This window comes from Anabaena sp. PCC 7108 (assembly GCF_000332135.1).
GTDB lineage: Bacteria > Cyanobacteriota > Cyanobacteriia > Cyanobacteriales > Nostocaceae > Anabaena.
In genome coordinates, this window is record NZ_KB235896.1 from 3,843,958 (window position 1) to 3,856,964 (window position 13,007).

Genomic DNA, 13,007 nt, shown 5'->3' on the forward strand with positions numbered 1-13,007 from the left:
AATGACGATTAGCTTATTACAGCCGCTTCTAACATTTTGATTGTTCCATTCTCAGCATCTATTTCTACTTCTACACCCATTGGTACTGTAAATTTATCTTGAATATGACCAATCATAGAACCATACCAAGCTGGAATACCTAAAGGCTGAATATGCTGTTTTAATATTTGCATTAATGTAAATGATGGTTCATCTCCCAATTGACAATTCGTACATTGTGCAAAAATAAAGCCATTAATTTGCTGTAGAATACCAGCATTTTTTAATTGCGTCAGCATTCGGTCTATGCGATAAATATCTTCGCCAATATCTTCCAAAAATAAAATATTTTTTCGCCAAGATGGTAAATAAACTGAACCCACCATTGCTGCTATCACGGACAAGTTACCACCAACAATTTTACCCCTGGCTTTTCCCGGTGAAATTACTTCTATTTTCCCAGCGCTATTGTGATTATTTTCCATGATTACAGTTTCGGCATTAAATAATATCCGTTTAAAATAATCAACTGTAAATTGATTCCAAGTTGATGTCGCAACTGCCCCATGAAAAGTAACTAATCGACTGCGAGCATTAATAGCTAATAATAAAGAAGTAATATCACTATAACCCATAATAATTTTGGGATGAGAACGGATCAGAGGATAATTAAGTAAAGGTAAAATCCGATTACAGCCCCAACCGCCACGCATGGCAATAATGACTTTTATCGATTTATCTGCAAACATTGTATTTATATCTTGGGCGCGGTCTGCATCTTTTCCGGCTAAATATCCGTCCCGATCTAAAATATGTACACCTGTTTTAACTTTCAGTCCTAAGTTTATAAAAGTTTGTTTTGCATCTTCTATATCTTTAGCTTCAACAATACCTGCCGGGGAAATTAATCCTACAGTATCGCCAATTTGTAAACATGGCGGTTTGATAATTGTGTTTGGTGAAAGTGACTTTTTGGCAATAACTGGAGGGATTTGGGTTGCTAAATGGGTTGCTAAAGTAGTTACTCCCAAGGTAGTGATAAATTGACGACGGTTGATGTTCATGGAGAATATAATTTTAATATTTACTCTTGTCTTTCCCGACATCCAGATTAAATAATTCTTAATAGTGCCTTCTTTTCTGTTCCCTGTTCCCTGTTCCCTGATAACTTGGTGATTTATTGATAACAGAATACCACTACAGAGATAAAGTAAAAGGTACAGAATTTAGAGAATTTACAAATGACACTAAAACGCTTTATCATCGAAATGGGAATGGGAATAGACCAGCACGGACAGGAACCGACTGTAGCCGCAGCGAGGGCGGTCAGAAATGCGATCGCTCACAATGCCTTACTTGGTATTATGGAAATAGCCGGGTTAAAAGACCCAAATGAGATGATTGTGGAAGTCAAGGTAGCAGTACCCTACCCCGAACAAGTCCGAGAAGCAGAGGTATTAGCTGTTCTTCCCTTTGGTCGTAAATCTCTCACCGTAGAAAGTGGGGGAATGGTAGTTGATGGTTTAGCAATACCGTCTCTCAACGATAAAAATGACGAAATGTTGATAGCAGTTGCAGCGGTGACAGTTTTAGTGGAAGTAGCATAATTACATTACAATTAAGTAGAGTAACGTAAATAATTAAAGGTTTGTAGTCAGGTCTTTAGACCTGAAATTCGGGCTAAAGCCCTAACTACGAGCTAGTTTCCGAATTTGTTACCTTACTTAACATAGTTCTATTTATTTTCGCCTAGTTACTTACCTCACAATTTCCTAATTATTAGGTCAGTAACGCTGACCTTTATTTTCTGCGCTAAACTAGATTTATGGGCATCATCTCTGGCAGTAAGTTCCATCAACCAACTATCTTCATCACTTCAGTTACAATGCCTCCAGAGCCTAAGAAATCAATCGAAATTCAAGATATCATCGGACTCAAACCGCAACACTTTGCTGACTTAATTAGAACTGCACAATTGGTTTTTGATCCAACTGCGGGAGTTACTGGTAGAAACTACACAGTTAACTGGCAAGAGCTTGGTATTCCTGGTAATGTATTAGATAATCTCAGAATACTTGGTCAGGAATATCAGTATGATTCTCCACATCTTCCCCCTGAAGTTGTCTGGAGTCAGTTAACACCAGAAACTCGTATTTGGTTCATTGAAAATAAAGATACCTTGTGGCGGTTTGAAGAATTTTTTCCTGCACTTGACGAAGATTAAAAAGCGGAACTGTTCTCAGCAATACAGTTTGAAAAGAGGATGCAATATATTTGTATTCTCTTTTCTATTTTTAGCATTTTAGTGAATTATATCCTAGGCTATATTTATACTTATTTTCACCGATTGATAATTTTTGGATCTCAACCCGGAACATAGCTAAAATTGAGAGAATTAAATACTAATATCTAACAGGAAGATAATGCTTATAAGAATTTGGGCTGCTAGGCTTTTTCTAACTTCTTTTTGGTTGATATTGGGCGCTATAACTGCGGATTTAAATAATAATAGGATTGTTTTAGCGGAAGCACCCCTAGAATATTCTCAGTCAATTAATGGTAAAAAGATTACCGTTGCTAAATCAGAGTTTGGGGTTAGGATAGTTGATGGTGAAGGTAAAGTTAATTTTTTCCCGACAACTAAAGTACCCTTAAAGAAAGGTGATGCCTATGGTTGGCAGATTAAACTTCCGAACCATCGAGGTAAAGTAAAATGGCGGGAGGTTCTCAGTTTACCCAAAGCACCAGAAACTTGGAGTACACAGGAATCTGAGAATTTTTCTATATCATCTGACGGAACTACAGCCATTACCAAGCGCACAGAAACACCTGTAAATGGTGTGATTAAAAATTTTTGGAAGATTGCTCCTGGTGATCCTCTTGGTAAACATAAAATAGAGGTATATGTTGAGGAAAGTCTAATTGCAACTTTTGAGTTTGAAGTAGTAGAATTTTAGTAGATTTTTATACGGCTTTTGATTAAGACAAACCCAATATCAGCAAAGTAAACCGATTTGGGATTGACTATTATTTTTCTGGGCTGGGGGACAATGGATCTGAGATTTTGGAATTTGTTGATCCCAAAGCTTCTCCATGTCCCCACATTTCTTGTTTAATCTTCCTCTAATTCGATTTCTTCTTCTTCCTCTTCTTCGGTAATCTTCGCCACAGAGTTAGCAGAAACTACAGCCCCCTTGTCTAATTTTTCACGAACTTGCCCTTCAATTGTGCTGGCAAATTCTGGCTTCTCTTCTAGATATTTGATAGCGTTATCTCGACCTTGAGAAATGTTGTCGCCGTTGTAGCTGTACCAAGCACCTTTACGTAGGAGAATGCCGGTTTCTTCTGCTAAGTCAACCAGACAACCCAGAGTAGAAACTCCTTTACCAAAAATGATGTCAAATTCGGCAATTCTAAAAGGTGGTGCTACTTTATTTTTTGCTACTTTGACTTTGACCCGATTACCAAATTCATCTGTGCCTTTTTTCAAGGTTTGAATCCGGCGAATATCGAGACGTACTGACGCATAAAACTTCAATGCGTTACCACCTGTTGTGGTTTCTGGGCTACCGTATGTAACACCAATTTTTTGTCGCAACTGGTTGATAAAAATGACTGTGCAACCAGATTTACCAATGTTACCAGTAATTTTACGCAGAGCTTGGCTCATTAACCGGGCTTGTAGACCAACGTGGATATCACCCATATCCCCTTCAATTTCGGCGCGGGGTACTAGTGCGGCTACGGAGTCTATAACTACAATATCAACTGCGGCAGAGCGCACCAACTGATCAACTATTTCTAAAGCTGATTCGCCAGTGTCCGGTTGGGAAACTAACAAGTTTTCTATATCTACACCTAATGCAGCAGCGTAAGTAGGATCAAGGGCGTGTTCAGCATCAACAAAGGCAGCGATACCGCCATTTTTCTGCACTTCGGCGAGGGCGTGTAGGGCTACTGTGGTTTTACCAGAACTTTCCGGACCATATATCTCTATCACGCGCCCTTTAGGTAAACCGCCACCCAATGCTAAATCTAAGGTGAGCGCCCCTGTGGAAATAGTCTCTACACGCATTCGGGTAGCATCGCCTAGGCGCATGATTGCTCCTTTACCAAAACTGCGCTCAATCTGGCTGAGTACTATATTCAGCGCTTTTTGCTTGCCTGCATTCTCAGTGTTTATTGCCATTAGAGCCTCTAAATATATGGATTTAAGGATTGTTGCGTTGGGAGTTTCAGTAGAACAGATATACTATTTTAGCTGGAAAATGTGAAAATAGAACTTTTCCAAAAAGATTGTGAGAAGATCGTAACGCGATCGCGCCATGATTAGGGTAATTGAACTCGACAATTTTGGAAAGAGGGTGATTTTTTTAACGCCAAGGTACGCGGAGGGAAGCGCGGAGGGACGCTGATGTGTTGAATAAAAATTTGTGATCCTGGTGTTGATGCTAAATTATTAAAATTTGACTTTTAACAAACCATGACAGGAACGAGTTACGCGGCACAGCACAAGCCCAACCAGTTGATTTACGGTTATGGGCAAACGGCAGTGATTACAGGATGGACGGTGAAGCAAGCGATCGCAAAACACCTACAACCATCAGAGTACGCTGTAATTGGTCAGTTGTATTCACCCACTAGGGGTATAAATTTACTAATTCGCAATTTGTTATTAAATCCCCATGTTCGTCATTTAGTAATTCTCAACGCTACTAAAGAAGATAAAAATGCAGGTGCTTGTCAATGCTTGCTCGACTTTTTTCATAATGGTGTTGAAGAAAATTTAAGCGACACTGGGCGTAAATCTTGGATAGTTATTTCTCCGATTCCTGGTTATATTGATATTGATATTGATATAAATGCTTTAGAAAAACTCAGACTTTCTATAGAAGTTCAAGAAGCTAAATCAATTACTGAAGCAGTTGCACAAATTAAGCATTACGCCCAAAAAGAAATAATTGATCCTTGGGGATTTCCTTTAGAATTTCCTATGGCTACCGTTGAACCCACAGTTTTACCAGGTTCACGCTATGGACACAGAATTGAAGGTAAAACCATAGCCGAAACTTGGGTAAAAATCATTCATCGCATTAAGACAACTGGAACAATTAGACCAACTGGTTATGATGGCAAATGGCAAGAATTAATAGATTTAATGGCAGTTGTCACCGATGAACCTGATGATTTCTATTTTCCTGAACCGAATTATTTACCAATTGATAGAAGTTTTTTAGAAGAATATATTTCGCAAATTTTAGATGATGCACCGAATCGAGAAGGTGTGAAATACACTTATGGGCAACGTTTACGTTCTTGGTTTGGACGCGATCAAATTCAACAAGTAATTGATAAACTAGTAGCTGATATTGATTCCGCAAGAGCAGTCATGTCTTTATGGGATGCTGGTAAAGATGATGATGATAGTCCACCTTGTCTAAATCATATTTGGGTGAGAATAGTTGATCACGAATTATCTTTAACAGCAACTTTCCGCAGTAATGATATGTTTTCTGCATGGCCTGCAAATGCTATGGGATTACGGGAATTACAAAAATATATTTATAATTCTATTGTTCAAAAATCTAATCATGCTTTAAAAATTGGTTCATTAATTACCATTAGTCAAAGCGCCCATATTTATGATGATTGTTTTGAAAATGTCGAAAATGTGATCTCATCTCAATATTCTCAAGTTTGTCAGCAAAGAGACTATTTTGATCCTGCCGGTAGTTTTATTATTACAGTGCAGAATAATATTATTATTGTAGAACATACAACTCCTGGTTCTGGAGAAGTAGTTAATTGTTATTCCGGTAAATCTGCAAATAAACTTTCCCGGAAAATAGTAGCAGATTGTCCTGGGTTACAAGTTGAACACGCGATTTATTTGGGGTCAGAATTACAAAAAGCAGAAATGGCTTTATTAATGAAAGAACAGATTATTTATGAACAGGATAAACCAATAAAATTGAAATAAAATCATGAAAATAACTCTAGCAGCTACCACCATTTTAACCCTAACTTTAGGAGTTTACACCCCAAAAGTAACGGCTGCACCTAAAAAAACACCCAAAACATTTCAGGAATGGTGTCAACAAAAAGCCAGTTTACCTCAAGAAACGAGACGAACTGTAGAAGCATTATTAAAAGTTACTAACACCCAAAATTGTAGTCAAGCTAATCAAACTCTGAGTAAATTGACTGAACTTAAACTTTTGGGAAATCAAATCAGCGATATCCAACCATTATCTAATCTGACTAATTTAACTACTCTAGACCTTTCGGAAAATCAAATCAGCGATATCAAACCTTTGTCTAATCTAAGCAATTTGACTGGTATTTCCCTTTTTAAAAATCAAATCAGCGATATCCAACCATTGTCTAATTTGACTAATTTAACTGCTCTTGTCCTTGCGGGAAATCAAATCAGCGATATCCAACCATTGTCTAATTTGACTAAATTGAATTTTCTTTACCTTTTTAAAAATCAAATCAGCAATATCAAACCTTTGTCTAATCTAAGCAATTTGAATTTGCTTTACCTTTCGGAAAATCAAATCAGCGATATTAAACCTTTGTCTAATCTGACTAATTTGACTCATATTCACATTTCGGAAAATCAAATCAGCGATATCAAACCATTGTCTAATTTGACTAAATTGAATTATCTTAACCTTTGGAGAAATCAAATCAGCGATATTAAACCTTTGTCTAATCTGACTAATTTGACTAATTTGACTAATTTGACTAAATTGACTAAATTGAATTATCTTAACCTTTGGAAAAATCAAGTCAGCGATATCAAACCTTTGTCGAATTTGACTAATTTGACTTATCTTAACCTTTGGGAAAATCCAATTATCTCTAAACAATGTCTCTTTAAAGATGAGTCTATCTGTAAGTTTTAGTCTAATGTTATTTTGGTGGTTTATGGATTTACGCACAATAAAAACACTCCATTTCACTGAAAATTACCATCTCATAAAACTATGTTTATTTCTGAGTTTGTGTATCTTTGATCAATGCTGCAAATATTCTAACAATAACAATCGCAAGTAATCCAACATTCTGATATAGTTTTTTGTTCGTTCATACCTGCCATTACTTTTAAAATAAAAATTTCCAATTGGGTACACACTAAAAACTCGCATTGCTTGTAATTGAGAAATTACCTGCTCCTTATTAATTATTTCACCTGTAGCTGCAATTTGACTGGCATAACCTCTTAAATTTACTGTTAAAAGTTCAATCTCTTCTAACAGTGAAAACTCTTCTTCTTCTGGAGGAAACTGAGTAGCAATTTCTTTTCTTTCGCTGCGAGTGTTTTGATATAAATTTGTCAATTGTGACAATAATTGAGTAATATTTCTCTTAGTCAATTCCTGCTCATTTAAAATTGCTTCAGTCATCGTTAACTCCATAAGTAACTATCTTTTCGCTACCATATTTGTCTGGTCTGATAATCAGATATTCATTACCTTTACGATATACTGCTGAACTATCTCCACGATATCCAGTTTTTGGAACTCTGATAGCTCCTTTTTTATTAAAGTTATGAGCTTTGCGTAAATATTTTAAAGGGTCAATATCTTTTCTTGCTGCATGGTCTAATATACTCTGAGCAACACTGCTATAAGTAGCAGCATCCCACTCGGTCATATATTTTTCCATCTCAGCTACTTCTGTTAAAGTATACCCTTCTAATAGTTGTATCAAAAATGGGTCTGAGATTGGTTCTTCTTCTGGCATGGTTATCTAAGTATATAATGGCAAGCCTGGCGTAACCTAATTGCTAACTAATGAGGTACAACTTATAATTCAGTGTATAATTAGTCGACAGTAATTTTTGATTTGGTAAAACTTATGAGTGTTATCCCATTCATATTGGATGGTAGCAATAAAACAGTTGTCGAAACTGAAGATGAATATTCTAAAGCAGGTGGACCTGAAGGTAAGGTCATTTGGATAAAAAATCTTGATACTAAACAACTGGATACTAAGCAACTTCTCAGTACAAAGTCTAGCAATGCAACTTATGACTTAAGAGTTGGACGTGAATACAGAGATCACAAAGAATCAGGTAAACATGATTTATTAGATAATGGTAAAATATCTCTTCAACCAGGAGCAGCAGTAATTATTGAAACACAAGAAGAGTTTAAATTTCCTAAAACTAGATTTGGTCATGTAGTTCCTAAAGTATCTCTTTTACAAGATGGTTTATCCAATACTTCATCAAAGATAGATCCTGGATATGGTGGAAAACTTTCCATCACAGTTTTTAACTTAGGCAAAAGAACTGTTGAACTTAAAAAAGGAGACCCTTTTTGTACAATCTATGTGCTTGATGTCCAAGAAGGAGTTATCCCTTACGATAAAGACGCTAAAAAAATTGTAGGAAACTATAAAAAAGGGTTTTTGAGTGAGATAAGGGATTTTATTGACACAAATCAAACGACATTTACTATTATACTATTGATTCTCAGTAGCTTACAAATTTTAATGACAATGATACCACAAGTATCATCATTTATACGCACTCAAACAATACAAACTTACCCTAAAGAAAATATAGAAAAACCTCAATAATTTCTCTTTTGACGGTTAAGATGACCTGAATTTATGTGATTGAAGTCATTGTTTTTATAACCAGCATAGATACAGAATATAGCTTTAAACAAGCTATTTTTTCAGAATATGTTCCATGTGCTGGTTTAAATATAGTGCCTATGTTATTGTTCTTGTGTTTAAACCCTAGCTAGAGTTACAACACCTAACTGGTCTTGATACTTACCCTGACGTGCTTCGTAATTCACAGCACAGGGCGCTCCTTCTAAAAACATTAACTGTACTATGCCTTCATTGGCATAAATGCGACAGTCAGCACTAGAAGCATTGGATAATTCTAAGGTCAAGTAACCGCGCCAAGCTGCCTCCGCAGGAGTTACGTTCGCAATTATACCACATCTTGCGTAAGAGCTTTTACCTATGCAAATTACTGTAATATTGTTTGGTATTTCTAGCCTTTCAAGAGCAACCCCAAGTCCATAGGAATGTGCTGGAAGGATGAAGTAACTACCATTTTCATCTGTATGGAGTTTTGTTTGCTCCAAGTTTTCAGGATTAAAATTCTTGGGATCGACTACTGTACCAGGAATATGCTTAAAAATACGGAAATCGTTGGGTGATAGTCTAATGTCATAGCCAAAGCTGCTAAGACCAAATGAAATTATGGGTAATTCCCCAATATGACGTATTAAACTCGGCTCAAAAGGCGAAATTAGCCCCTTTTGAGCCATTTCAGTAATCCAAATATCGTTTTTAATCACAAGTTCACGGGTAATTCAAATCGAATTAATAGAATATCGTAAATTGGTATCAGGCTAACAACTAGGAATCATATTTCAATACAATAATACGCTTTTATACTTATTAGGATGAAAATATCTAAAGCATACACCAAAAGAATTAGCGGACATATCCGCACTTATGTGATTTAATGCATCAAAAATAACCCTCAATTAGCAAATTCAGTATATTATTACTTATGACCTTGAGGGTTGATATTGAGTTAAAACGAGCGCGGCAGGGCTCGAACCTGCGACCGATTGCTTAGAAGGCAATTGCTCTATCCACTGAGCTACGCGCCCAAGACTAATGTCTGGCTTTCTTAAAAAGTCATCATACACCATTATATCTAATCTTCCTAATTATAAACAAGATCAAGTTGGAAAATTCACAATATCAAGAGTAAGATCCTAGTCATTAGCCAGTCGATGTACACTAAAAACGAAATAGATGAGATATTCGGATATATTGTGATGTCAAGGAGGAATTTGCCCATGAACGCTGATGCCCCATAGGGCGTATGCTGGTAAAACATTTGGCAAATGCCGAATTCTTCCTCAACATAATCTAAATAATTATACTTTTGGCAATCTTGCCCAAGTCCATGACATATCCCTTATCAAAACAGCCCCTGTGAGGAGTTATTTGCTAGTGCCATGTTTATTCTCAAACGCCAGGATGTTGAAATATCAAGTATTCAGCACCCAACGCGGGATCAGCAGGTGCCGATCCTCCATTATCAAGGGCAAACCTTTCGCCTGATAAGTGTCTTCAAAGCTAGTCAAGAGATTGAAGCTAAAGCTTTATGGAGATCCCTTACCGACAATCGTGGTAAAGCCTGTGTGCTGCTTGAGGAACCGGAACGCTATAGTGTCTGGGGTAAAATCCGCTTAGAACAGATAGACAATGACACTGGTAGCCATAGCAACACGGAAATTTTAGCCTTAGCTAGTATTTTATTGCTACAAGCCGTTTATCTAGACATTGAGGATTTATTAGGTAATCGGCAAGCCAGCTTGTTTGAAAAAGACATAACAGGAATACTACAGCAAAAGCAATTTCCCCAGATATCTTCCTCAGAGTCAGTTAAATCCTTACTAACTGTTGATCCTACACAAATGACAAAATTGCCTTCTTGGCAAGAAACTCATGTGATTATTCTCCTGGAAGAACTCCATCGACTAGGAAAAACATATTTTGGTGATACTAATTTTGCCCGTCAATTAAAGGATCGATTACAGGATATGCCAGAAGAAGAACAATTAGTGTTTATCGGTTGGTTAAGTCAATCTCCGCTAAGTAAACTTTGGCAGTAAGTAGGCAAAATTAAACATAACTATGTGAAGAAAAATTAACTTTGCTCAAACCTTCTTCCCTCTTGCCTTCTGCCTTACCCTCATAATAAATATTCACGCCCACCTAACTTAGCATGGATATTATTTGATCACGAACCATCCATTAGCACTTGCTTTCGGTGTTAAATTGTGTAAGACCTGATAGGTGAACTCCTGATCACACAATCAATTACGCCCAAAATATTGCTAGAGTGCATTTACTTAGTTGAGACCTATGAGTAACTCTTACAACAATTCATACCCTTCCAAGTCCATTTTTACTACTCAAAACATCATCTTAGTTAGCATGGGCTGGGCTTTACTAGCGCTGCTATATTTTTTGTTGTTTAGTGCTAAAATTCCCGGACCAAATAACACAGAAATCCGTGAAGATTGGTATGTGTTGGGGACAAATATTTTTGAAGCTGCGGCTTACTTGGGTGCAGGTGTCTTATGCTTAAGAAACTGGCGGAGTAGCCAAATTGTCAGTAGTAGAAAGGTTTGGCTTTTAATAGGTTTAGGTATGCTTGCCTATTTCATTGGAGGAATATTTTTCGGTTATACAGAAATAATCTTAAAGCAAGACCCAGAAGTATCGCTAGGGGATGTGTTTTTTGTAATGACCTATCTGTTTCTAGGCATAGGTATGGCTTTAGCTTTGTTCTCCAGACGAATCAATCTAGAAAAATGGCAATGGCTAATTGTCGCGTCAGTTGGAGGGCTAGGCAGTTTTGTCGCCTGGTTGATTTCTCCGCAAACAAAAGCGCCTTCAGTGGAACTAGAGCCGATAGTTGAGCAACTAGCCTTTGTTCTCAATTGGTTTTATGTAGTTAGTGATGTGCTGCTGTTAATTATCGCCACAATTATGCTGCTGGCTTTCTGGGGAGGGAAAGTTTCTCTATCCTGGAGAATGATTGCAGCGGCGGCATTTTCGCTATACATTGCAGATATGTGGTTTAAATACGCCACTAATTATCTTCCCGATTACCAAAGTGGAGACATCCTAGAAGTATTTTGGGTTTTTAGTGGAGTGTTATTTGGTATGGGCGCTGCTTTAGAATACGAAGCATCATTGAGCCTCAAGCGACGTACCAGTGGACGCAAACGAACTTAACAAAATTTGGTGTCTACCGTGAGAAAATTAACAGATTCTGACAAACAAGAAATTCTCAAGTTATATAGAGAGACTGCCGAAACGACCTCGACTCTGGCAGAGCGGTATGGTGTCAGCAACTCAACAATTAGCCGACTGCTCAAAAGTACCTTACCAGAAGAAGAGTATGAATACCTCGTTTCTTTAAAACGTGCTGCTAGAACCCCTGAAGGCAGAGCGCAGGTAAGCTATGAGCAGTTACCTCTATTGAGTCAACCAGAACTAGAAACCGAAGCATTCAGCAGCCATAGCCCTAGCTTGGAGTTTCCCAAGGTTGAACCACAACAGCCAGTCATAGAAGAAGTATCTGAGTCCGAACCAGGAACTCAACCAATTCCGGCTATTAGAAGGGTGAAAACACGCTCCTCAGCGGTGGAAAAACCTAAACCAGTAGTCAAGGAAATAGAAATCGTCAGACACAAGTTGTCAGAACCCAAGCCCCTAGAAATTCCCAGTCTACCTAAATTGGTGCTAGACGATGAACATCCAGTAGTAACCGCCATAGATGATGATATCTTTGACGAGGACTTGCTAGATGAGTCTGATGATTTGGACGATTTAGATGAGGATTTTGAGGACGACGAGGAAGACTTTGAGGACGACGACTTTGAGGAAGTACAACCTTTAGTGGCCAAACGCAGACCAGGGGAAGCACCAGTTCAAGTTTTACCATTGTCGGTGGCACATTTGCCGAAAACTTGTTATTTGGTCATTGACCGCTCTGCGGAATTAATCACCAGACCACTTAAGGATTTTGGTGACCTAGGTCCAATTCCCACCATTGAAACTCAACAAAAAACGCTGCCAGTATTTGATAACCACAGAGTAGCCAAGCGCTTTTCTACTAAGCGCGATCGCGTGATTAAAGTTCCCGACAGTAGAATGTTACACAAGGCTAGTACTCATCTACAAGCTAAAGGTATCACTCGACTGTTGATTGATGGTCAGGTTTACTCTCTGTCGCTGCTTTAAAGCAGATGTAAATCGCTCTTTGGGGCAGGGGGCAGGAGGCAGGGGGCAGGGGGCAGGGAGAAAGAGGGTTTTAATCTACTTAATTGCTGATTAAACAAACTCTCCGCGTCACCCCATCTCCGCGTCACCCCATCTCCGCGTCCCCGCGTCACCCCATCTCCGCGTCTCCGCGTCTCCTCCTCTTTGCGTCTTGAGCATCAACCCGGACAATATTTTTG

Annotated in this window: 14 protein-coding genes and 1 tRNA gene; 9 read left to right on the plus strand and 6 right to left on the minus strand. The window is 38.0% G+C overall.

Translation table 11 applies throughout. The features are described from left to right. Positions 1–8: 8 nt before the first annotated feature. Positions 9–1,043 carry an LD-carboxypeptidase gene (locus tag ANA7108_RS0118150; protein WP_016952233.1) on the minus strand — a complete coding sequence of 345 codons (1,035 nt, stop codon included), beginning with the start codon at positions 1,041–1,043 and terminating at the stop codon, positions 9–11. Positions 1,044–1,220: 177 nt separating this feature from the next. Between ANA7108_RS0118150 and ANA7108_RS0118155 the strand changes: the two genes are divergently transcribed. The 3 genes from ANA7108_RS0118155 (at position 1,221) to ANA7108_RS0118165 (ending at position 2,936) form a co-directional block, all read left to right on the plus strand. After that, positions 1,221–1,586, plus strand: coding sequence for a Lin0512 family protein (locus ANA7108_RS0118155; RefSeq protein ID WP_016952234.1), 366 nt, complete (start codon positions 1,221–1,223; stop codon positions 1,584–1,586). Positions 1,587–1,864: 278 nt separating this feature from the next. Next, the gene (locus ANA7108_RS0118160; RefSeq protein ID WP_026104287.1) at positions 1,865–2,203 is read left to right on the plus strand and encodes a hypothetical protein; all 339 of its coding nucleotides are present in this window, start codon (positions 1,865–1,867) and stop codon (positions 2,201–2,203) included. Positions 2,204–2,402: 199 nt separating this feature from the next. After that, positions 2,403–2,936 carry a hypothetical protein gene (locus ANA7108_RS0118165; RefSeq protein ID WP_016952236.1) on the plus strand — a complete coding sequence of 178 codons (534 nt, stop codon included), beginning with the start codon at positions 2,403–2,405 and terminating at the stop codon, positions 2,934–2,936. A 155-nt stretch (positions 2,937–3,091) separates the two neighbouring features. On the opposite strand, the gene recA is transcribed toward ANA7108_RS0118165, so the two are convergent. Further along, positions 3,092–4,168: a recombinase RecA gene (gene recA, locus ANA7108_RS0118170; RefSeq protein WP_016952237.1), complete on the minus strand. Its 1,077-nt coding sequence runs from the start codon at positions 4,166–4,168 to the stop codon at positions 3,092–3,094. A 294-nt stretch (positions 4,169–4,462) separates the two neighbouring features. On the opposite strand from recA, the gene ANA7108_RS0118175 reads away from it, so the two are divergent. Both ANA7108_RS0118175 and ANA7108_RS0118180 read left to right on the plus strand, forming a co-directional pair. Continuing rightward, positions 4,463–5,959: a thymidylate synthase gene (locus ANA7108_RS0118175; protein WP_016952238.1), complete on the plus strand. Its 1,497-nt coding sequence runs from the start codon at positions 4,463–4,465 to the stop codon at positions 5,957–5,959. Positions 5,960–5,963: 4 nt separating this feature from the next. Further along, complete coding sequence (locus tag ANA7108_RS0118180; RefSeq protein ID WP_016952239.1) at positions 5,964–6,890, plus strand: leucine-rich repeat protein; 927 nt, start codon at positions 5,964–5,966, stop codon at positions 6,888–6,890. Positions 6,891–7,001: 111 nt separating this feature from the next. On the opposite strand, the gene ANA7108_RS0118185 is transcribed toward ANA7108_RS0118180, so the two are convergent. Next, a complete protein-coding gene (locus tag ANA7108_RS0118185) occupies positions 7,002–7,391 on the minus strand; it encodes a hypothetical protein (RefSeq protein WP_016952240.1) in 390 nt (129 codons plus the stop codon). Further along, a complete protein-coding gene (locus ANA7108_RS0118190; RefSeq protein WP_016952241.1) occupies positions 7,384–7,731 on the minus strand; it encodes a hypothetical protein in 348 nt (115 codons plus the stop codon). Before ANA7108_RS0118190 ends, ANA7108_RS0118185 begins: the two co-directional genes overlap by 8 nt. Positions 7,732–7,845: 114 nt before the next feature. Here ANA7108_RS0118190 and ANA7108_RS0118195 point away from each other — a divergent pair, with 114 nt between their 5' ends. Continuing rightward, complete coding sequence (locus tag ANA7108_RS0118195; RefSeq protein WP_026104289.1) at positions 7,846–8,571, plus strand: hypothetical protein; 726 nt, start codon at positions 7,846–7,848, stop codon at positions 8,569–8,571. A gap of 158 nt (positions 8,572–8,729) precedes the next feature. Here the strand turns inward: ANA7108_RS0118195 and dcd are convergent, their stop codons facing one another. Both dcd and ANA7108_RS0118205 read right to left on the minus strand, forming a co-directional pair. Next, positions 8,730–9,281 (minus strand): dCTP deaminase, encoded by a 552-nt coding sequence (gene dcd, locus ANA7108_RS0118200; protein WP_255345031.1) that lies wholly within the window; start codon positions 9,279–9,281, stop codon positions 8,730–8,732. 278 nt (positions 9,282–9,559) lie between these two features. Further along, a tRNA-Arg gene (locus ANA7108_RS0118205) sits at positions 9,560–9,632 on the minus strand. Positions 9,633–9,986: 354 nt separating this feature from the next. Between ANA7108_RS0118205 and ANA7108_RS0118210 the strand changes: the two genes are divergently transcribed. The 3 genes from ANA7108_RS0118210 (at position 9,987) to ANA7108_RS0118220 (ending at position 12,789) form a co-directional block, all read left to right on the plus strand. Further along, positions 9,987–10,646, plus strand: a complete 660-nt coding sequence (locus ANA7108_RS0118210) for an Npun_F0813 family protein (protein WP_016952243.1) — start codon at positions 9,987–9,989, stop codon at positions 10,644–10,646. A 253-nt stretch (positions 10,647–10,899) separates the two neighbouring features. Next, entirely contained in the window at positions 10,900–11,778 is an 879-nt protein-coding gene (locus ANA7108_RS0118215) for a hypothetical protein (protein WP_026104290.1), read from the plus strand. An 18-nt stretch (positions 11,779–11,796) separates the two neighbouring features. After that, positions 11,797–12,789 carry a hypothetical protein gene (locus ANA7108_RS0118220; RefSeq protein ID WP_016952245.1) on the plus strand — a complete coding sequence of 331 codons (993 nt, stop codon included), beginning with the start codon at positions 11,797–11,799 and terminating at the stop codon, positions 12,787–12,789. Positions 12,790–13,007: the final 218 nt, after the last annotated feature.

What these genes read in the sequence shown, in the direction of transcription:
- ANA7108_RS0118160 (WP_026104287.1), top strand. Translation starts at nt 1,865, where the DNA reads ATGCCTCCAGAGCCTAAGAAATCAATCGAAATTCAAGATATCATCGGA.
- ANA7108_RS0118185 (WP_016952240.1), bottom strand. Translation starts at nt 7,391, where the DNA reads ATGACTGAAGCAATTTTAAATGAGCAGGAATTGACTAAGAGAAATATT.
- ANA7108_RS0118175 (WP_016952238.1), top strand. Translation starts at nt 4,463, where the DNA reads ATGACAGGAACGAGTTACGCGGCACAGCACAAGCCCAACCAGTTGATT.
- ANA7108_RS0118180 (WP_016952239.1), top strand. Translation starts at nt 5,964, where the DNA reads ATGAAAATAACTCTAGCAGCTACCACCATTTTAACCCTAACTTTAGGA.
- ANA7108_RS0118155 (WP_016952234.1), top strand. Translation starts at nt 1,221, where the DNA reads ATGACACTAAAACGCTTTATCATCGAAATGGGAATGGGAATAGACCAG.
- ANA7108_RS0118210 (WP_016952243.1), top strand. Translation starts at nt 9,987, where the DNA reads ATGTTTATTCTCAAACGCCAGGATGTTGAAATATCAAGTATTCAGCAC.
- ANA7108_RS0118215 (WP_026104290.1), top strand. Translation starts at nt 10,900, where the DNA reads ATGAGTAACTCTTACAACAATTCATACCCTTCCAAGTCCATTTTTACT.
- ANA7108_RS0118195 (WP_026104289.1), top strand. Translation starts at nt 7,846, where the DNA reads ATGAGTGTTATCCCATTCATATTGGATGGTAGCAATAAAACAGTTGTC.
- dcd (WP_255345031.1), bottom strand. Translation starts at nt 9,281, where the DNA reads ATGGCTCAAAAGGGGCTAATTTCGCCTTTTGAGCCGAGTTTAATACGT.
- recA (WP_016952237.1), bottom strand. Translation starts at nt 4,168, where the DNA reads ATGGCAATAAACACTGAGAATGCAGGCAAGCAAAAAGCGCTGAATATA.
- ANA7108_RS0118150 (WP_016952233.1), bottom strand. Translation starts at nt 1,043, where the DNA reads ATGAACATCAACCGTCGTCAATTTATCACTACCTTGGGAGTAACTACT.
- ANA7108_RS0118190 (WP_016952241.1), bottom strand. Translation starts at nt 7,731, where the DNA reads ATGCCAGAAGAAGAACCAATCTCAGACCCATTTTTGATACAACTATTA.
- ANA7108_RS0118165 (WP_016952236.1), top strand. Translation starts at nt 2,403, where the DNA reads ATGCTTATAAGAATTTGGGCTGCTAGGCTTTTTCTAACTTCTTTTTGG.